Origin of the sequence: Pseudomonas sp. S3E17 (assembly GCF_024168685.1) — a bacterium.
Classification (GTDB): domain Bacteria; phylum Pseudomonadota; class Gammaproteobacteria; order Pseudomonadales; family Pseudomonadaceae; genus Aquipseudomonas; species Aquipseudomonas marginalis.
The window spans coordinates 5,455,110-5,473,585 of the sequence record NZ_JALJWE010000001.1; the positions used below are offsets into that span (position 1 = coordinate 5,455,110).

Genomic DNA, 18,476 nt, shown 5'->3' on the forward strand with positions numbered 1-18,476 from the left:
TCAAATGTGGGAGGGGGCTCGCCCTAATGCCAGTCAGTTACAGTGTTCGCTCTTGACTGAAGCAAGCCCCACCCACAGTGGAATTACATTTCAAGTCAGGACGGAGCGTGTTCAGGCCGTTGTTGACGCTGCGCCACCCAGAACTCCACCAGCTCACGCAATTGCGATAACTCCACCGGCTTGGCCATGTGCCCGTCCATCCCCGCCTGGCGTGCGCGTTCTTTGTGCTCCGAGAGGATATGCGCCGTGAGCGCTACCACGGGGGTGCGAATGCGCTGGTGGCTGACTTCCCACGCCCGCAGTTGCTGGGTGGCCGAGAAACCATCGAGAACCGGCATCTCACAGTCCATCAACACCAGGTCATAACGCTGGGCCTTCATCGCCTCAAGGGCTTCCTCACCGTTGCTGGCGGTATCCGGGTTGAGGTTGAGCTTGCCGAGCATGCCGCGAATCACTTTGGTGGAGATGCTGTTGTCTTCGGCCACCAGGATCCTGAAATCGCTGGGCACGGTCACCGTCGCCGGGACGCTGAGGGGCGGACGGGGCTGCACGCCACCTTTGCTGCGTTGGGTCAACTCGTCGGCCAGGGTGGTCTTGAGGGTATAGCCGGCAACCGGCTTGGCGAGGATGCGCTTGATCCCGCAGTTACGCGCGATGATCTTGCTCGGTGCATTGCTGATGCCGGTGAGCATGATCAGCAGGATGTCGTGGTTCAGGCTCGGGTCTTCCTTGATCTTCGCCGCCAGTTGCATGCCGGTCATGCCGGGCATGTTCTGGTCCAATAGCACCACATCGAAGTAGTCGCGCAGGTGCGCCTTGGTGCGCAGCAAGGCCAGGGCCTCTTTGCCGGAAGGCACGGCGCTGACATTCAGGCCCCAGGCCGAGCATTGCTGCACCAGCACTTTGCGGCACGTATCGTTGTCGTCCACCACCAGCACCCGCGCGCCTTTGAGCGGGCCGTCGAGGTCGGAGGTGGGGTGTTCCAGGCGTTCCGGGTCCAGCGGCAGGGTCAGCCATAGCGTGCTGCCCTGATGGCTGCCGCTCTTGATGCCGAATTCACCGTTCATCAACAGGATCAACTGGCGCGCGATCACCAGGCCCAGGTGACCGCTCAAGCGGGTGGCGGAGAGGAAGTTCTTGCTGTGCAGCTCGCTGTGCAGCAGGGCCTCGCGTTCAGCGGCTTCCATGGGCAGGCCGCTGTCCTGCACGGCAATGCGCAGGCGCGGCTTGGTGCTGCGGTCATCCAGGGCGACGACGATCAGCACTTCGCCTTCGTCGGTTTTGTGCAGGGCGTTTTCCAGCAGGCTCAGCAGCGCCTGGCGCAAGCGAGTCGGATCGCCGCTGATGACGCGGGGCACCTGGGGCTGGATGAAGCTGATCAACTCGACGTTCTGCTGCTCGGCCTTGGCGCGGAAGATGCTCAGGCAGTCTTCGATCAGCGCATTGAGGTCGAATTGCACGTCATCCAGTTCGATCTGCCCGGATTCGAGCTTGGAGATGTCGAGGATCTCGTTGATCAAGGTCAGCAGCTCGTTGCCGGCGCTGTGGATGGTTTGTACGTAGTCGCGCTGCTTCACCGACAGTGGCGTGCCCAGCAGCAGTTCGGTCATGCCCAGCACGCCGTTCATGGGGGTGCGGATTTCGTGGCTGATCTTGGCCAGGAATTCGGCCTTGGCGGCGATCTCGGCATTACTGGCGGCCAGGTCGCGGCTGAGGCTGAAGCGGGCCTCGACAATCGCACGCTGGCGCTCGCCCAGGGCCAGGCTCATCAACAGGCCGCTCAGGCAGATGAAGGCCAGCAATGTGACGATCAAACCCTGGGGCGACACCATCGTCAGCCCCAGCAACGCCGGGAGAATGATCAGCGTACCGATGTTGAACACCACCATGCCCGCCACGAACAAGCGCGCCGGGCGGTAGCCTTTCTGCCAGTGATACGCCGAGACAAACAGCATGCTCAGGCCCGCCAGGGCCACCAGCGCGTAGGTGATGATGTTCAGCGGCAGGGTACTGACGAACAACAGCAGCAGGCCGCACAGCACGATAAACAGGATGTCGGCCATCAATAGCTTGTTCAGCGGGTGCGGACCCAGGGGCATGAAGAAGCGATAGGCATACATCAGCCCGCACGGCGCAGTCAGCAGCAGGGCCAGGTAGGCGCCGGGGGTCTGGACCGCGTGCCAGTTCGGCAGCCATGGGCCTACCAGGTTGAGCAGCAGCGCCAGGCTGAGCATCAACAGCAGTTCGCAGGCCGCCAGCCACAGGCTGCTGCGCGAGCGGTGGTAAGCGAAGCGCGTGAGGTTGTGCAGGATCAGCATCAGCAGGCAGCCGAACAGCAGGCCGTAGATCAATGTCTGGGTCTGGTCGGCGGCGGCCAGCACGGCTGACTCCAGGGTGATATAGGGGCGCAGTTCGTGCTCTGAAACCAGGCGCAGGTAGACGTCGAGGGTCTTTTGGCTCTGGGGCATCGGCAGCATGAAGTCGTTGCTGGGCAGCGGACGTTCCGCCTGGGGCTGGCGGTTACCGCTGCTTTGTTGCTCGATCAGGGTGTCGCCGTCCAGCACATAGAGGCTCAGGTGTGCCAGGTCCGGGGCGAATACCCGCAGCACCTGCTCGTGCTTGCCAGGTTGCAGCTTGAAACGTACCCACAACGCACCGTCCGGTTCCGCGGCGGTAATGCGGTCCAGTTCGATGGGGCTGAATTGATTGGTGTAGCGCGAGGAGCGGATGTCGCTCAGCTGCAGGTCGGCCTGTTCATCAAGCAATACTGCCCAGCCACTGCCTTGCGCGGCGGCCTGGGCCGGGAACAGGCAGAGCAGCGTCAGCAGACTGACAGTGAAACCTATGGCGATCCTGAGCCAGCGCACGGCGAAATCCCTTCGTAGGTTGATGCACGGTTAACTATGCGCGGGGAGGCCTGTATACGGCAAGGGCCAGAAGCCCTTGCCTAACCGAACGGATAGCTCGCGTTACTGGCTTTCGCCACGTTCACGGGCAATGGCGCGGTAGCCGATGTCCGTGCGGTAGAAGCAGCCTTTCCAGTCGATTTTTGCAGCCAGCTTGTACGCCTGTTGCTGTGCGGCGTCGACGCTGGCACCCATGGCGGTGGCGCACAGCACACGGCCGCCGGCGGTCACCACCTTGCCGTCCTTGAGCGCGGTGCCCGCATGGAACACCTTGCCTTCCAGGGTAGCAGCCGCGTCCAGGCCTTCAATCACATCGCCCTTGGCGTAGTCGGCCGGGTAACCACCGGCGGCCAGCACAATGCCTACGCTCGGACGTGGATCCCACTGCGCTTCAACCTTGTCCAGGGCCTGGGCGAGGGCGGCTTCCACCAGCAGCACCAGGCTCGATTGCAGGCGCAGCATCACCGGTTGGGTTTCCGGGTCGCCGAAGCGGCAGTTGAACTCGATGACTTTCGGGTTACCGGCTTTGTCGATCATCAGGCCGGCGTAGAGGAAACCGGTGTACACATTGCCTTCATCGGCCATGCCGCGCACGGTCGGCCAGATCACCAGGTCCATCACGCGCTGGTGCACGTCGGCGGTCACCACCGGGGCAGGGGAGTAGGCACCCATGCCGCCGGTGTTCGGGCCAGTGTCGGCGTCGCCGACGCGTTTGTGGTCCTGGCTGGTGGCCATCGGCAGCACGTTCTTGCCGTCGACCATCACGATAAAACTGGCTTCTTCGCCGTCGAGGAATTCCTCGATGACGACGCGCGAACCCGCGTCACCAAAGGCGTTACCGGCGAGCATGTCACGCACGGCGTCTTCGGCTTCCTGCAGGGTCATGGCGACGATCACGCCTTTACCGGCAGCCAGGCCGTCGGCCTTGATCACGATCGGCGCACCTTTTTCACGCAGGTAGGCCAGGGCCGGCTCGATCTCGGTGAAGTTCTGGTAGTCGGCGGTCGGGATCTTGTGGCGCGCCAGGAAATCCTTGGTGAAGGCTTTCGAGCCTTCCAGTTGGGCCGCGCCAGCGGTTGGGCCGAAGCAATCCAGGCCGCGGCTGCGGAACAGGTCTACGACACCGGCAACCAATGGCACTTCCGGACCGACGATGGTCAGGGAGACGTTTTTCTCGGCGAAGTCGGCCAGTTGCTCAAGGGCCAGTACGTCGATGGCGACGTTTTCGCACTTGGCTTCGATGGCGGTACCGGCGTTGCCGGGGGCGACGAAGACTTTCTGGACCCGTGGGTCCTGGGCAACTTTCCAGGCCAGGGCGTGTTCACGGCCACCGCTGCCAATGATCAAAACATTCATTTCAAAAACCTCTGTGAAACGCTGTGCTTTCTGTAGGAGCGAGGGGGACGTCTAGTTCTTGCTCGCGAAGATCGTCAACGATAACGGGGGGCATCTGACTCCCCGTGGCGTTCTCGGTTTTTTCGCGAGCAAGCTCGCTCCTACAGTAGGAAAGCAGTGGTGTTTAGTGACGGAAGTGGCGCATGCCGGTGAAGACCATGGCAATGCCGGCTTCATCGGCAGCGGCGATCACCTCGGCATCGCGCATCGAGCCGCCCGGTTGGATCACGGCAGTCACGCCCGCTTTCGCGGCGTTGTCCAGGCCATCACGGAACGGGAAGAATGCATCGGACGCCATCACCGAGCCGGCCACCTGCAAACCGGCGTGCTCGGCCTTGATCGCGGCGATACGCGCCGAGTTCACGCGGCTCATCTGGCCAGCGCCGACACCGATGGTCTGGCGGTTCTTGGCGTAGACGATGGCGTTGGATTTAACGTACTTGGCCACTTTCCAGGCGAAGATCAGGTCGTTGATCTCTTGCTCGGTCGGGGCGCGCTTGGTCACTACCTTGAGGTCTGCGCTGCCGATCATGCCGATATCGCGGCTCTGTACCAGCAGGCCGCCATTGACGCGCTTGTAGTCCCAGGCAGCGGCACGTTCAGCCGACCACTCGCCGCAGGCCAGCAGGCGCACGTTGGCTTTGGCCGCCACGATGGCGCGGGCTTCTTCGCTCACGGAAGGGGCGATGATCACTTCGACGAACTGACGCTCGACGATGGCCTTGGCCGTCTCTGCATCCAGCTCACGGTTGAAGGCGATGATGCCGCCGAACGCGGATTCGGTGTCGGTGGCGTAGGCCAGTTCGTACGCCTGGCGAATGCCGCCTTCAGCGTCCGGGCTCACGGCCACGCCGCACGGGTTGGCGTGCTTGACGATCACGCAGGCCGGCTTGACGAAGCTCTTCACGCATTCCAGCGCGGCGTCGGTGTCGGCCACGTTGTTGTAGGACAGTTCTTTGCCTTGCAGTTGGGTCGCAGTGGCGATGCCCACTTCCGCAGGCTTGGCTTCCACGTAGAACGCCGCGCTCTGGTGCGGGTTCTCGCCGTAGCGCATTTCCTGAGCCTTGATGAACTGGCTGTTGAAGGTGCGCGGGAACTGGCTGCGGCCTTCTGTGCTCAGGGTTTCGGCGGTCTGGTTCACGGTGCCCATGTAGTTGGCGATCATACCGTCGTAGGCGGCGGTGTGTTCGAACGCCTTGAGCATCAGGTCGAAACGCTGGGCGTAGGTCAGGCCGCCGGCTTTCAGGCTTTCCAGCACCTGGGCGTAGTCGCCGGCGTTGACCACGATGGCCACGTCTTTATGGTTCTTGGCCGCCGAGCGAACCATGGTCGGGCCGCCGATATCGATGTTTTCGATGGCGGTCGGCAGGTCGCAGCCCGGCTTGTTGATGGTGGCTTCGAACGGGTAGAGGTTGACGGCCACCAGGTCGATCGGCTTGATGCCGTGCTCGGTCATGATGGCGTCGTCGATGCCGCGACGGCCGAGGATGCCGCCGTGGATTTTCGGGTGCAGGGTCTTGACGCGACCGTCCATCATTTCTGCGAAACCGGTGTAGTCCGCCACTTCCACTGCGGCCACGCCGTTGTCCTGCAGCAGCTTGAAGGTCCCGCCCGTGGAGAGGATTTCCACGCCCAGGGCTTCCAGCTCCCGGGCAAATTCGAGGATCCCGGTCTTGTCGGAGACACTGATCAAGGCGCGGCGGATCGGCAGGCGGGTAGTCTGGTCGGTCATTTCAATTTCCATCAAAAGCAAAGGAGTCAGCAAAAAAGGCGACCGGTTTTACGCGGGCGCCTTTCTGGTTTGATTGAATGCTTACAGCAAATCGTATTGCTTGAGCTTTTTGCGCAAGGTGCCACGGTTGAGGCCCAGCAGCTCACTGGCTTTGGTCTGGTTGCCCTTGACGTAGTTCATCACGCTTTCGAGCAGGGGCGCCTCGACTTCGGAGAGCACCAGGTTGTACACGTCCGTGACGGAAGCGCCCTCAAGGTGGGCGAAATAATTATGCAGCGCCTTCTCGACACTCCCGCGAAGGGTCTGGCCTTCTTCGCTCGGCGTGTTGAGGTGCTGTTTCAAATTGACGTTGTCGCTCACGGGTGTTGTTCCACTCACTAAAGTCTCGGTCATCATCGTCATGCGGCCACCCATTCTCCGTCCCCTGCTCTCAGGCTCTTGTCTCGTTCGGCAAAAAACTCACGAACGGCGGTGACCTGTGCTTGCGTTTCATCCAAACGATTGAACCCGGCGCGAAACTCCCTGGCGCCTGGCAGGGTTGCGAGATACCAACCCACATGCTTGCGAGCAATACGCACGCCCATCACCTCTCCATAGAAGGTGTGAAGTGCAGCCAGATGCTCTAGCAGAATACTTTCCACCTCGACCAGTTCCGGCGCCGGCAGGACTTCACCCGTACGCAGGAAATGCTCGACCTCACGAAAAATCCACGGCCGCCCCTGGGCGGCCCGGCCAATCAACACACCATCGGCACCGGTGGCGTGCAGCACGCGCCGGGCTTTTTCGGCCGAGTCGATGTCGCCATTGGCAAATACCGGCATCGACACCGCCTGCTTGATCGCGGCGATGGTGTCGTACTCGGCTTCACCGGTGTAAAGGTCGGCGCGGGTGCGACCATGCACCGCCAGCGCTGTAATGCCTGCCTGTTCGGCGATCTTCGCCACCGTCAGGCCGTTCTTGTTGTCCCGGTCCCAACCGGTACGAATCTTCAGGGTCACCGGCACATCCACTGCGGCAACAACGGCCTGCAGGATCTCGGCAACCAACTGCTCATCTTTCAACAGCGCGGAACCGGCGGCCTTGTTGCAGACCTTCTTGGCCGGGCAGCCCATGTTGATATCGATGATCTGTGCGCCCAACTCCACGTTGGCCCGGGCCGCATCCGCCAGCATCTGCGCATCACCGCCGGCGATCTGGACCGAGCGGGGCTCGGGATCACCTTCGTGGATCATGCGCATCCGCGATTTGCGGGTGTTCCACAAGCTCATGTCGCTGGTGACCATTTCCGAGACTACTAGACCCGCGCCCAAACGCTTGCACAGCTGACGAAAGGGCTGGTCGGTGACGCCCGCCATCGGGGCGAGAATCAAGCCATTCTGCAATGTATATGGGCCGATGCGTACCGCCGACATAGGACTTCCCTGTTGTGGGGCCGGATCATTAGAGTTCGAAAAAGGGTTGGCATGATACCCGCTCTCGATGACTGGATAAAGGCTGAATTGGATAAAATCTGAACAGTTATTTCTTTATCGCCGCCGGTTTGGATGGGCGGTGACCAATCAATACTCCACCGTCAAGCGACGGTGCGTAGGCCGATTCACTCGGGCGAGTGGAAGCTCAGGCTGTAATTCACGGCTTTATTGCCCGGATCGAGGATATCCAGGGAGATATGGATCGGGGTTTGTGATGGCATTTCGCTCACCCCGGCCAACTCGCCGCTCAGGTATTCGGCGGGCTTGAAGCGACGACTGGCAATCAGGTTGCCGTTGAGGTCGGCGAAACGCAGTTCCAGCAGCGGAAAGGGCTGGGAGAACGTCGCGCGGTTATAGATGATCGCATCCACCACCAGCGCCCCGGCGAACTCAGGGTGGCTGCGTACCACCAGGTTGCTGCTCTTGATATGGGCGATATCGACCCGCGACGGCACTGTGCAGCCCAGTGTCGGGCACAGTTGCTGGAACCACGGGCGGTAAGCGTCCTGGCGGGCCAGGTCGTCGAATTGATAGGCAATGTACTGCGCGGCCAGGCCGGCGGCGGCGATCAGTACCAGCAGCACCCAGATCAGGCGACGGCCCAGGCCCTGCGGGCGTTTTTGCGCGTACAGGTGCAGAGGGTCGTCTTCCAGGTCCTGGAGCAGGTCGTCATGGACGCCGGCCTCGGGACGTGGGCGCTTGCGACGGGATTGCGCGCGCTCTTCGGGCTCCGCTTCATCCGCTGCCGCTGTCAGGGGCGTGAACGGCGGGTCGATGTGTTCATCTTCCGGGGGGGAGCGCAGCGCGGGCTCATCGTCGAGGTGCAACGACATGGAGGGCTCGGTGCGCTGCCGGGTCGCAGGGGCTTTGGTCGGTTCAGGTTCGTCTTCGGAAGCGTTGGCGCGTTCTTCAGGCGGTTCGCTGAACAGGCTGGCGGCCCATTTCTCTTCTTCGGCCTTGACGGTTTCGCGGCTGGCGCTGAGAGCGTCTTCTTTCTGCCGGCGGTCGGCACCAGGCTGGCGGCGTTCCGTGCCTACGGGCAGCGTGTGCTGAATCTCGCGGCGTTCCAGCTTGGCCAGTTCCTGGTCCAGGTCCAGATTGTCCAGGTCCAGCTCTTCGGCGCTCCACTGCTTCTGGCTGATTGCCCGCTGGGGCTCAGGCGCGGCTTCGCGCGCAGGCTCGATCGTGGCCGGTTGCTCCGGCGCAGGCGCCTGGGCGCGCTGCTCCAGCAGCTGGCGGGCAGCGTTGAAGACTTGCAGGCACGAGCCGCAGCGAACCACGCCGCGAGCCACGCTCAATTGGGCGTGGTTGACGCGAAAGCGGGTTTGGCAATGCGGGCACTGGGTGACGAAACTGTCGGTCATGCGGCCATCCGATTCAGGCAAGCGCTCATTCTAGCGCCGACGTCCGCTGATGCGTACCCAGCCATCACGGTTAGCGATCGGGTCCAGCTCGAAATCCTTGGCGTAGGCGGCGGCGACATCTTCGCCCTGCTCGGCGAGGATGCCCGACAGCGCCAGGCGCCCGCCCGGCTTGACCAGGCTCGACAGTTGCGGCGCCAGGGCCACCAGCGGGCCGGCGAGGATATTGGCGACCAGCACGTCGGCCTGCACCTGGGGCAAATCCTGCGGCAGGTAGAGCGGGAATTTGCCTTCAGGAATGTTGTTGCGCCCGGCGTTATCCCGGGACGCTTCCAGGGCCTGCACGTCGATGTCGGTGCCCACGGCTTCCTTGGCGCCCAGCAACAGGGCGGCAATCGCCAGGATCCCCGAGCCGCAGCCGAAATCCAGCACGTGGCTGTCCGTCAGGTCCTGGCCGTCCAGCCACTCCAGGCACAACGCGGTAGTGGGGTGGGTGCCGGTGCCGAATGCCAGGCCCGGATCCAGCAGCAGGTTGACCGCGTTCGGCTCCGGGGCGGCATGCCAGCTCGGCACGATCCACAGGCGCTGGCCGAAGCGCATCGGCTGGAAGTTGTCCATCCAGCTGCGTTCCCAGTCCTGGTCTTCGATGATTTCGCTGTGATGCTCGGGCAACGGGCTGCCGGTGAGCAATTCCATATGGGCCAGCACGGCGGCGGCGTCGGTGCCGTCTTCGAACAGGGCCAGCAAATGGGTGTGGGACCACAGCGGGGTGGTGTTGAGTTCCGGTTCGAAGATCGGTTGGTCTTCGGCGTCCATGAAGGTCACCGAGACGGCGCCCACTTCGAGGAACGCGTCTTCGTAGGTTTCGGCTTGTTCTGGGCTGATGGCGAGACGGACTTGCAGCCAAGGCATGGCGGGCACCTTTGAAAAAAATGAGTGTGCAGCGGGGTAGGCTGCGAAAGCGCGCAAGTTTACGCGAGCGAACAGCATAAGACGACATTACTGAGTGAATGCGGACCAAATGTGGGAGGGGGCAAGCCCCCTCCCACATTTCGACTGTGTGCATCCTGGAAAACAGGTGTGCAGAAACAACAAAGCCGCCCGAAGGCGGCTTTGTTGGGTGGAGCACTTACTGGTTGGCCAGCTTGTGTTCCAGGTAGTGAATGTTCACACCACCTTCGCAGAAGCCTTCATCACGAACCAGGTCCCGGTGCAGCGGGATGTTGGTCTTGATGCCGTCGACCACGATTTCGTCCAGGGCATTGCGCATACGGGCCATGGCCTCGTCGCGGGTCGCGCCCCAGGTGATCAGCTTGCCGATCAGCGAGTCGTAGTTGGACGGAACCTTGTAGCCGCTGTACAGGTGCGAATCCACACGTACGCCGTTGCCGCCGGGCGCGTGGAAATGCTTGACCAGGCCAGGGCTTGGGATAAAGGTCTTCGGGTCTTCGGCGTTGATCCGGCACTCCAGGGAGTGGCCGTGGAGCTTCACGTCTTCCTGGGTGAAGGACAGCACGTTGCCGGCGGCGATGCTGAGCATCTCCTTGACGATGTCGATACCGGTGACCATCTCCGACACCGGGTGCTCTACCTGCACGCGAGTGTTCATCTCGATGAAGTAGAAGCGGCCGTTCTCGTAGAGGAACTCGAAGGTGCCGGCGCCGCGGTAGTTGATGTCGATGCACGCCTTGACGCAGCGAGCCAGGACTTCCTGGCGAGCGGTTTCGTCCAGGCCTGGTGCCGGTGCTTCTTCCAACACCTTCTGGTGACGACGTTGCAGCGAGCAATCGCGGTCGCCCAGGTGGATGGCGTGGCCCTGGCCGTCGGACAGCACCTGCACTTCCACGTGACGTGGGTTGGTCAGGTACTTCTCCAGGTAGACCATCGGGTTGCCGAACCAGGCAGCCGCTTCGGAGCGAGTCTGCTTGGCGGCTTCGATCAGCTCTTCTTCCTTGTGCACCACGCGCATGCCGCGACCACCACCGCCACCGGCGGCCTTGATGATCACCGGGTAGCCGACTTCGCGACCAATGCGCAGTGCGGTTTCCTCGTCTTCAGGCAGCGGGCCGTCGGAGCCCGGAACGGTTGGCACGCCGGCCGCGATCATGGCGTCCTTGGCCGATACCTTGTCGCCCATCAGGCGAATGGTTTCGGCTTTCGGGCCGATGAAGGCAAACCCGGATTTTTCCACCTGTTCGGCGAAATCGGCGTTTTCCGCGAGGAAGCCGTAGCCCGGGTGGATGCCATCAGCGCCGGTCACTTCTGCTGCGGCGATGATGTTCGAGACTTTCAGGTAAGAGTTCGTGGCCAGTGGCGGGCCGATGCAGATACTCTCGTCCGCCAGTTTCACGTGCATCAATTCGGTATCGGCCGTCGAGTAAACAGCGACGGTCTTGATGCCCTCTTCCTTACAGGCGCGCAGGATACGCAGCGCGATCTCGCCGCGGTTGGCGATCAGGACTTTTTGCAGTTTCTTCGCAGGTTTCAACATCGAAGGCGCTCCGCGGTTCAAACGATGGTGAACAGCGGCTGGTCGTACTCAACCGGCTGACCGTTTTCTACCAGGATGGATTCGATGACGCCGGCTTTTTCGGCCGTGATGTGGTTCATCATCTTCATCGCTTCAACGATGCAGATGGTGTCGCCCACTTTCACGGTCTTGCCCACTTCAACGAAGGCTGGCGAGGTCGGTGCCGGGGTGCGGTAGAACGTACCGACCATTGGCGACTTGACCACGAAACCGTTCAGCGCTGGGGCAGCCGGTGCGGCAGGTGCAGCGGCAGCAGCAGGCGCGGCGGCGGCCGGAGCAGCCGCTGGAGCCGGTGCTTGCATCTGGGGTGCGTAGAACTGTTGGGCCGGGGTCTTGCTGTGGCGGCTGATCCGTACGGACTCTTCGCCTTCCTTGATTTCCAGCTCGTCGATACCGGATTCTTCCAGCAGTTCGATCAGTTTCTTAACTTTACGGATATCCATGAATCATCAACTCCCAAGGGTCGGTCAGGGGCGCTTGGCCGGTTGTTCAAGCTGTTCCAGGGCGGCCTCCAGGGCCAGTCGGTAACCGCTGGCGCCAAGGCCGCAGATCACTCCTACCGCAACGTCGGAGAAGTAAGAGTGATGGCGGAAAGGTTCGCGTTTGTGCACGTTCGATAAATGCACTTCGATGAATGGGATGCTCACCGCCAGCAGCGCGTCACGTAATGCAACGCTTGTGTGCGTAAAAGCGGCGGGATTGATCAGGATAAAGTCCACGCCTTCGCTACGGGCGGCATGGATGCGATCAATCAATTCATACTCGGCATTGCTTTGCAGGTAGAGCAAATGGTGGCCGGCTTCACGTGCCCGTCGTTCCAGGTCAAGGTTGATCTGATCGAGGGTCACTGCCCCGTAGACGCCCGGTTCACGGGTGCCGAGCAGGTTCAGGTTGGGTCCGTGAAGAACCAGTAAGGTCGCCATCGGCTGTTCCTTGTTATTGATGTGGGCAAGGCAGAACCCGGCGACTATGCCGCAAAGCCTTTGTGACTGTCCAGTTCTATGCAGTAGGCGGCACGATTAGCGAGGATTGCGCAAAATTTATGACTGGGGGCTGGGATCCGGTCATTGGTAATACGCCCTTGAATACTGTGGAGATCAAATGTGGGAGGGGGCTTGCTCCCGATTGCAGTGTGTCAGTATCGACATCTGTAACTGATCCACCGCTATCGGGAGCAAGCCGCCTCCCACATTTTGATCTTCATTTGATTTTGGATCTTCATGGGGCAGGTCAGACGCGGAACGCCTGCACTGCCGTATTGAGCTGCCCACCCAGCACCAGCAAATGCTCACCCTGGCTGCGGCCGTGGCCGATGCGCAGCAAATTATCCTCGCCGAGCTGATGAATCCGCTCGCTGTTGTCGCGAATCTCACTCACGGCGCCACTTTGCTGCGCCGTTACATCGGCAATCCGCACGGCGGTGGCGGAAATGGTCTGGATCGCGCCGACGATTTCATCCAGCGCGCCATCCGCAGCCTGGGCTTGCTGGGCGGTAGCCTCGGCGTGTTCAACCTGGGCGCGCATGCCCTGCACCGATTGATGCGCAGCGGTTTGCAGGCCGGTGATCAAGGCCTGGATCTCGGCGGTGGCGCCAGCGGTGCGTTGGGCCAGGGTGCGCACTTCGTCGGCGACCACGGCAAATCCGCGCCCGGCCTCACCGGCGCGTGCGGCTTCGATGGCGGCGTTGAGCGCCAGCAGGTTGGTCTGGTCGGCAATCGAGCGAATCACGGTCAATACGCCGCCAATGGTGGCGGACTCCTCGGCAAGTTTCTCGATCATCTGCGCATTTTGCTGCACTTCACCCACCAGCGCGTGCAGGCCGGTCAGGCTCAGGCCGATCACGCGCTGGCCTTGCTCAACCGCCTGGCCAGCGCTGCGGCTGGCGCCGGCCGCAGCGCTGGCGTCACCGGCGACTTGCTGGATGGTGGCTTCCAGTTCGCCCAGGGAGTCACGAATCTGTGCGGTATCCCCGGCCTGGCGTTCGGCGCCGTCGTGCAGGCCACTGCTCAGTTCGGCCAGGGCGCGGCTGCTGCCGGCCACTTCTTCGGCATTGCCACGGATGGTACCCACCAGATCCACCAGGTAGGCGCGTAGACGGTTGAGGGACGCTTCGATGTCGCGCAGTTCGCGGTTGGTCTTGCCCAAGGTGATCGGTTGGCTGAAGTTGCCCTCGCCCCAGGTCGACAAGGCCGGGGCCAGGCTGGTCAGCACCCGCGCCAGGCGCCGTTGCAGGGTGTCGATCAGCAGGGCGATCAGCAGAATCAGGCCGATCATCACGCCTTGCATCAGGCGCACTTCGCCCTGGATCTTGCCGTGTTGCGCGCGCACCACCGGCTCCAGGCCGGCGATGGCCTGCTGAACGGCGGCGATTTTCAAGTGGGTGGCGGCGGCCAGGTCGGCACGCTGCTGGATCTGCGTGCGGGTGCGCTGGAGTTCGGCGGGGTAGCGGGCCAGCAGGCCGTTGAGTTCGCGCTTGAGGTCGACGCCGGTGTCCTGGGCTTCGGTTTTTGCGCTGTTTTCCAGGCCCATCAAGGCCGAAAAATCATCGGTGTTGGATTCTGCGCTGGCCTTTACCCCGAGTAATGGCAGTTGCTCCAGCAGGTCGGCCTGGCTGCGCATATTGCCGACTTCGCGTTCCACATCGTCCGCCAGTTCCGCGCGGCCGCTGCTCACCAGTTTGTCGCGGGCCAGGGACAGCTTGCCCAGGTGCTGTGAGGCTGCCAACAGCGGCGGCAGGTAGCGCGCGGCTTCGGGGGTGTTGACGCCTATGGCGTACTGGCTCAACTGCTCCAGGTTGGCGCCCAGCTCCCGCTCGGCCTGCAGCAACAGGGCTTGTGGGTCACCTGCCAACTTACCGGCCGCCAGCAGGTCGGTCTTGCTGAAGGCATCCAGGTCCGCAAGGCTGGGGCGCAGGTTCTGTGCGAGGTCGGCGGGCAGTTCATCCAGGTGCTGCAACAGGTTTTCCAGGCTCTGGCTGGCACTGCTCAAGCGCAATGCATCACCGCTGGCGAGGTAGTCGTCGATATTGCGCGCGGCCTGGTTCTGGAAGGTCTGTGACAGGCCGAGGTAGCGTTCCATCAGCAAATAAGGCTGTTCCAGCGCCCGTTGCGACCACCACAGCGTCGCTCCAAGTGCCAGGCACACGGCCACCAGCAGGAGGGTATTGAGATTGGTCAGCAGCTTCAGGCGCATGCGGGGTATCAACCGACAGCAAAAGGTAAGTGCCTGAAGTTATTGCGTTTTCATTACAGGGTTATGACGGAATCAGTGGATTCTGGTGAAAAGGTGGCACTTTGCTTTGACGTGCGCGCCGCTTGCACGCGGTTACGCCCGGCGTCCTTGGCGCGGTACAGCGCCTCGTCGGCCTGGGCGGCCATCATCAGGCTGTCGGAGCCGTCACACAGCTCCACCACCCCGGCGCTGAAGGTGCACCACAAATCCTGCGGCTGCGCCGGATAGTGAATCTCGGCAAAGCGCCCACGAATTTCATCCAGCACCTTGCAGGCCGAGTCCAGGTCGGTGTCGGGCATCACGATGGCGAATTCTTCACCGCCGTAGCGGCCGATGTAATCGGTCTTGCGCAGGCGTTGCTTGAGAAACAGCGCCAGGCTCTTGATCACGCGGTCGCCCATGGGGTGGCCATGGCTGTCATTGACCCGCTTGAAGTGATCGATGTCGAGCATGGCAAAGCTCAACGGCTTGTTCTCGCGGCGCGCGCGGAAGCTGCAGTCTTCGAGCAGTTGCAGGATATGGGTGTGGTTGTACAACCCGGTCAGGCTGTCGCGCACCATCCGCGCCTTGAGGTTGCGCGCACGGGCGGCGCGGTTGCGCACCGTGGTGATCAGGTGGCGCGGCTTGATCGGTTTGGTGAGGAAGTCGTCGCCGCCTTCGCTCATGGCGTCCAGTTGCTTGTCCAGGTCGTCTTCGGCCGACAGGTAGATGATCGGCACGCTGACATAACGGTCGTTGTGGCGAATCACCTTGGCCAGTTCGGTGCCGGTACAGGCCGGCATGTACATGTCGAGGATGATCAGGTCGGGCTGGAAGTCTGCCAGCTCGGCCATGGCCTGGATCGGCTCGATCAAGGTGCGGGTGACGATGCCGGCACTGTTGAGCAAGCGCTCGGTGTGCAGCGCCTGGGCCCGCGAGTCATCGATGATCAGCACTTTGTATGGTTCGTACTGGGCGACGCAGGTCAGCACTTCGATCTTTTCCAGCAGGCTGGAGGCTTCCAGCGTGCCGGTGAGGAATTCCTGGCCGCCGGCGCGCACCGCGGCCAGGCGAGTGGGGGTGTCGGTTTCGTGCAGGCTGAAAAACAACAGCGGCAGCTTATGCTCCAGGCCTTCCTGGGCTTCGGCGGCGAGCTTGAGGCCCAGGCCGGCGCCGCAGAAATCCACGTCCATCACGATCGCCGACGGCAGGCGCTCGGCCATGGACGCGCGAAACGCCGCGACGCTGTCCAGGGACTGGGCGCTCATGCCAAAGAATTCCAGCTGCTTGGCCAGGCGCTCGGCGCGGTCGTGATCGGCCAGCATCACGTAGATCGGCTTGCGCATCGGCGGCAGGAAGGTTTGTTCCAGCTGGTCGCCCTGGCGCAGGCCGGTGCGGGACAGGCGCTGCATCAAGCGGTTGAGCTCGGTGATCAACTGGCTGCTCAGGCGCCCGCGGTTTTCGTCCACGGCCTTGAGCGATTCGCCGATGTGCCGGGCCAGTTGGCCGTGCTCGGGTTGTTCGAAACGCTCGGCGAAGCGCTGCAGGCGCAGGTTGGCCTCGCTGAGTTCGGAGAGGTCGGCGCCTGACCATTCGCTGCGTTGCAGGCGCTGCCAGATCTCAAGAATTTGACGTGCCTGATGAATTACCCGCTGGGCAAAATGCTGCTTGAGACGCTCACGGCTGGGGTCTTCTGGCTCGGTCATATCCTGACTACTAGTGAGGGTGCATGCTGAGGTCGAACTGATGGCTCTATGCTAGCACCTCTTTTCAATGGGATGAGTGTCATATGTCAATTAACTGTGTGTCCCTGATATTCAGTTGGTGACCTGACGGTCGCGCAGCTTAAAAAGCGTGCATCCTTTATAGTCGAATGCTTGCCGTATGCACGTTTGGTGAAAAGCCCCGCATGGGCGGGCACGATGGGGTAGGGTTGTGGTCGGAGTGTTTGAACGCACGCCCTCAATTCAAGTGCATGAACTCAAGTGATTGAAAGGATATCGCCATGCTGGACTGGAAAAACCGTGCGGGCAGTGCCAAAGGCCCTGCCCCTGAGCCCAAGTCGGCCAACCGCAGCTATTTTCGTACTCTGCTGATGAGCCGAGCCGTGCTCAGTGTGCTCGGCCTGTATCTGTTGGTCACCGGCGCCCTGGGCTGGTACTGGAGCGAAGAGCCGGCGCTGTTCCCGGTCCAGCAGAATGCGCAGCTTGCCGCCGAGAAGGAAGGCAAGCAGATGGTGGTGGGCTATACCACCGTCGAAACCCTCAAGACCGTGGTCGGCACGTTGCTGAACAAGCCCGGTGGCTATATTTCCAACGACCGTTTCCCGCCGGGCCTGTGGATGGACAACATGCCCAGCTGGGAATACGGCGTGCTGGTGCAGGTGCGCGACCTGACCCGCGCCCTGCGTAAAGACTTCGCCCGCTCCCAGTCGCAGTCGGCCGAAGACGCCGACTTGGCCAAGGCCGAGCCGCGCTTCAACTTCGACAACAAGAGCTGGGTGCTGCCGTCCAGTGAGTCGGAGTACCAGGAAGGCATCAACTCCCTGAGCCGCTATGAAGCGCGCCTGTCCGACCCGAACCAGCGTGGCGCCTTGTTCTATGCCCGCGCCGACAACCTGAACAACTGGCTGGGCGATGTGGCCACCCGCCTGGGCTCGCTGTCGCAACGCCTGTCGGCCAGCGTGGGCCGGGTCAAATTGAACACCGCACTGAAAACCGAAGCCCTGGCGCCGGGTGAAGTGCCGCAGGTCGACGAAGAGGTGGTGGAAACCCCATGGATGCAGATCGATAACGTGTTCTACGAGGCCCGTGGCCAGGCCTGGGCGCTGTCCCACCTGTTGCGTGCCATCGAAGTCGACTTTGCCGACGTGCTGGCCAAGAAAAACGCCACCGTCAGCGTGCGCCAGATCATTCGTGAGCTGGAGGCTTCGCAAGAGCCGGTCTGGAGCCCGATGATCCTCAACGGCAGCGGTTTCGGCGTATTGGCTAACCATTCGCTGGTCATGGCCAACTACATTTCCCGGGCCAATGCGGCGGTGATCGATTTGCGTCAACTGCTCAACCAGGGTTGATGATGGACGCTGCTCAAAACGAGGCCGCGCACCGTGCGGCCTCTGATGCCGAACTGATCTGCTGGGTCGACGAGCGGGACAACCTGCTTGGCCATCTCGTCAGGTCCGATTTGCGCCAGCGCGGCTTGATCGGCCGTTGCACCTTTATCTTTCTGTTCAATTCCAAGGGTGAGCTGTGCGTGCATCGGCGCACCCTGAGCAAGGCCCTGTACCCGGGGTTCTGGGATACGGCGGCGGGGGGGATGGTCGCGGCGGGCGAATCCTACGCGTTATCGGCAGCCCGCGAGTTGGAAGAGGAGCTGGGTGTCGGCGGGGTGGAACTGACCGAGCATGACCATTTCTACTTTGAGGATGGCGACAGCCGGCTCTGGTGCAAATCCTACTCGGCGATTTGGGATGGGCCATTGCGCCTGCAGCCTGAAGAAGTCATGGAGGCGCGCTTTTTGCCCGTGGAAACGGTCCTGCAGGAAGCCGAGCACAAGCCTTACTGCCCGGACGCCCAGGAGGGCTTGCGGCGCTATCTGGCCTCACGTCGCTAAAGCTGCATAAATTGGCGCCATTTGGCTCTTAGCAAGTGGGCTTTTTGCCGTTACACTGCGCGACTTTTCACCCGAACCGCCATTGTTGCACCCTGGGATCACTGTAGGAGCGAGCTTGCTCGCGAAAAACTCAAGAGCGCCGCGTGCATTCGGAATGCACGCGTCATCGTTGACGATTTTCGCGAGCAAGCTCGCTCCTACAGGTGGGGATTAGCCTTGGCGGCTCGGTAGCGCTGCCCCTGCCTGAGTGGGGCTTCG

At 62.1% G+C, this 18,476-nt stretch carries 14 protein-coding genes and 2 pseudogenes; 3 read left to right on the top strand and 13 right to left on the bottom strand.

All coding sequences use genetic code 11. The features are described from left to right. Positions 1–95: 95 nt before the first annotated feature. Positions 96–2,867 (bottom strand): hybrid sensor histidine kinase/response regulator, encoded by a 2,772-nt coding sequence (locus J3D60_RS24575; RefSeq protein ID WP_065940931.1) that lies wholly within the window; start codon positions 2,865–2,867, stop codon positions 96–98. A 102-nt stretch (positions 2,868–2,969) separates the two neighbouring features. Continuing rightward, positions 2,970–4,262 carry a phosphoribosylamine--glycine ligase gene (gene purD / locus J3D60_RS24580; RefSeq protein WP_065940932.1) on the bottom strand — a complete coding sequence of 431 codons (1,293 nt, stop codon included), beginning with the start codon at positions 4,260–4,262 and terminating at the stop codon, positions 2,970–2,972. Positions 4,263–4,320: 58 nt separating this feature from the next. On the opposite strand from purD, the pseudogene J3D60_RS24585 reads away from it, so the two are divergent. Continuing rightward, a pseudogene (locus J3D60_RS24585) lies at positions 4,321–4,410 on the top strand (outer membrane lipoprotein carrier protein LolA); the annotation flags it as partial. 15 nt (positions 4,411–4,425) lie between these two features. Here the strand turns inward: J3D60_RS24585 and purH are convergent. From purH to J3D60_RS24635, 10 genes are all read right to left on the bottom strand, one after another. Further along, positions 4,426–6,033 (bottom strand): bifunctional phosphoribosylaminoimidazolecarboxamide formyltransferase/IMP cyclohydrolase, encoded by a 1,608-nt coding sequence (purH, locus tag J3D60_RS24590; protein ID WP_065940933.1) that lies wholly within the window; start codon positions 6,031–6,033, stop codon positions 4,426–4,428. A gap of 81 nt (positions 6,034–6,114) precedes the next feature. Continuing rightward, positions 6,115–6,435 (bottom strand): DNA-binding transcriptional regulator Fis, encoded by a 321-nt coding sequence (fis, locus tag J3D60_RS24595; RefSeq protein ID WP_002555375.1) that lies wholly within the window; start codon positions 6,433–6,435, stop codon positions 6,115–6,117. Beyond that, positions 6,432–7,445 (bottom strand): tRNA dihydrouridine synthase DusB, encoded by a 1,014-nt coding sequence (gene dusB / locus J3D60_RS24600; protein WP_253493123.1) that lies wholly within the window; start codon positions 7,443–7,445, stop codon positions 6,432–6,434. Before dusB ends, fis begins: the two co-directional genes overlap by 4 nt. Positions 7,446–7,630: 185 nt before the next feature. Beyond that, positions 7,631–8,869, bottom strand: coding sequence for a DUF3426 domain-containing protein (locus J3D60_RS24605; RefSeq protein ID WP_253493124.1), 1,239 nt, complete (start codon positions 8,867–8,869; stop codon positions 7,631–7,633). A 30-nt stretch (positions 8,870–8,899) separates the two neighbouring features. Then, complete coding sequence (gene prmA, locus J3D60_RS24610) at positions 8,900–9,778, bottom strand: 50S ribosomal protein L11 methyltransferase (RefSeq protein WP_253493125.1); 879 nt, start codon at positions 9,776–9,778, stop codon at positions 8,900–8,902. Between the two features lie 217 nt (positions 9,779–9,995). Then, the gene (gene accC / locus J3D60_RS24615) at positions 9,996–11,357 is read right to left on the bottom strand and encodes an acetyl-CoA carboxylase biotin carboxylase subunit (protein WP_065940936.1); all 1,362 of its coding nucleotides are present in this window, start codon (positions 11,355–11,357) and stop codon (positions 9,996–9,998) included. 17 nt (positions 11,358–11,374) lie between these two features. After that, entirely contained in the window at positions 11,375–11,839 is a 465-nt protein-coding gene (gene accB, locus J3D60_RS24620; protein ID WP_065940937.1) for an acetyl-CoA carboxylase biotin carboxyl carrier protein, read from the bottom strand. A 24-nt stretch (positions 11,840–11,863) separates the two neighbouring features. After that, on the bottom strand, positions 11,864–12,319 hold the full coding sequence (aroQ, locus tag J3D60_RS24625) for a type II 3-dehydroquinate dehydratase (protein ID WP_065940938.1): 456 nt from the start codon (positions 12,317–12,319) through the stop codon (positions 11,864–11,866). A 307-nt stretch (positions 12,320–12,626) separates the two neighbouring features. Further along, on the bottom strand, positions 12,627–14,588 hold the full coding sequence (locus J3D60_RS24630) for a methyl-accepting chemotaxis protein (RefSeq protein WP_253493126.1): 1,962 nt from the start codon (positions 14,586–14,588) through the stop codon (positions 12,627–12,629). Positions 14,589–14,641: 53 nt separating this feature from the next. Then, positions 14,642–16,312, bottom strand: a complete 1,671-nt coding sequence (locus tag J3D60_RS24635; RefSeq protein ID WP_115486350.1) for a PleD family two-component system response regulator — start codon at positions 16,310–16,312, stop codon at positions 14,642–14,644. A 299-nt stretch (positions 16,313–16,611) separates the two neighbouring features. On the opposite strand from J3D60_RS24635, the gene J3D60_RS24640 reads away from it, so the two are divergent. Continuing rightward, the gene (locus J3D60_RS24640; RefSeq protein WP_053134622.1) at positions 16,612–17,679 is read left to right on the top strand and encodes a DUF2333 family protein; all 1,068 of its coding nucleotides are present in this window, start codon (positions 16,612–16,614) and stop codon (positions 17,677–17,679) included. A gap of 2 nt (positions 17,680–17,681) precedes the next feature. Beyond that, positions 17,682–18,218 (top strand): NUDIX hydrolase, encoded by a 537-nt coding sequence (locus tag J3D60_RS24645; RefSeq protein ID WP_065940941.1) that lies wholly within the window; start codon positions 17,682–17,684, stop codon positions 18,216–18,218. A 99-nt stretch (positions 18,219–18,317) separates the two neighbouring features. Here J3D60_RS24645 and J3D60_RS24650 read toward each other — a convergent pair. Continuing rightward, positions 18,318–18,407, bottom strand: a pseudogene (locus J3D60_RS24650) (outer membrane lipoprotein carrier protein LolA); the annotation flags it as partial. Positions 18,408–18,476 lie beyond the last annotated feature (69 nt).

Coding starts and splice junctions, on each gene's coding strand:
- accC (WP_065940936.1), bottom strand. CDS start 11,357: ATGTTGAAACCTGCGAAGAAACTGCAAAAAGTCCTGATCGCCAACCGC.
- dusB (WP_253493123.1), bottom strand. CDS start 7,445: ATGTCGGCGGTACGCATCGGCCCATATACATTGCAGAATGGCTTGATT.
- J3D60_RS24630 (WP_253493126.1), bottom strand. CDS start 14,588: ATGCGCCTGAAGCTGCTGACCAATCTCAATACCCTCCTGCTGGTGGCC.
- J3D60_RS24640 (WP_053134622.1), top strand. CDS start 16,612: ATGCTGGACTGGAAAAACCGTGCGGGCAGTGCCAAAGGCCCTGCCCCT.
- prmA (WP_253493125.1), bottom strand. CDS start 9,778: ATGCCTTGGCTGCAAGTCCGTCTCGCCATCAGCCCAGAACAAGCCGAA.
- accB (WP_065940937.1), bottom strand. CDS start 11,839: ATGGATATCCGTAAAGTTAAGAAACTGATCGAACTGCTGGAAGAATCC.
- J3D60_RS24645 (WP_065940941.1), top strand. CDS start 17,682: ATGGACGCTGCTCAAAACGAGGCCGCGCACCGTGCGGCCTCTGATGCC.
- aroQ (WP_065940938.1), bottom strand. CDS start 12,319: ATGGCGACCTTACTGGTTCTTCACGGACCCAACCTGAACCTGCTCGGC.
- fis (WP_002555375.1), bottom strand. CDS start 6,435: ATGACGATGATGACCGAGACTTTAGTGAGTGGAACAACACCCGTGAGC.
- J3D60_RS24635 (WP_115486350.1), bottom strand. CDS start 16,312: ATGACCGAGCCAGAAGACCCCAGCCGTGAGCGTCTCAAGCAGCATTTT.
- purH (WP_065940933.1), bottom strand. CDS start 6,033: ATGACCGACCAGACTACCCGCCTGCCGATCCGCCGCGCCTTGATCAGT.
- J3D60_RS24605 (WP_253493124.1), bottom strand. CDS start 8,869: ATGACCGACAGTTTCGTCACCCAGTGCCCGCATTGCCAAACCCGCTTT.
- purD (WP_065940932.1), bottom strand. CDS start 4,262: ATGAATGTTTTGATCATTGGCAGCGGTGGCCGTGAACACGCCCTGGCC.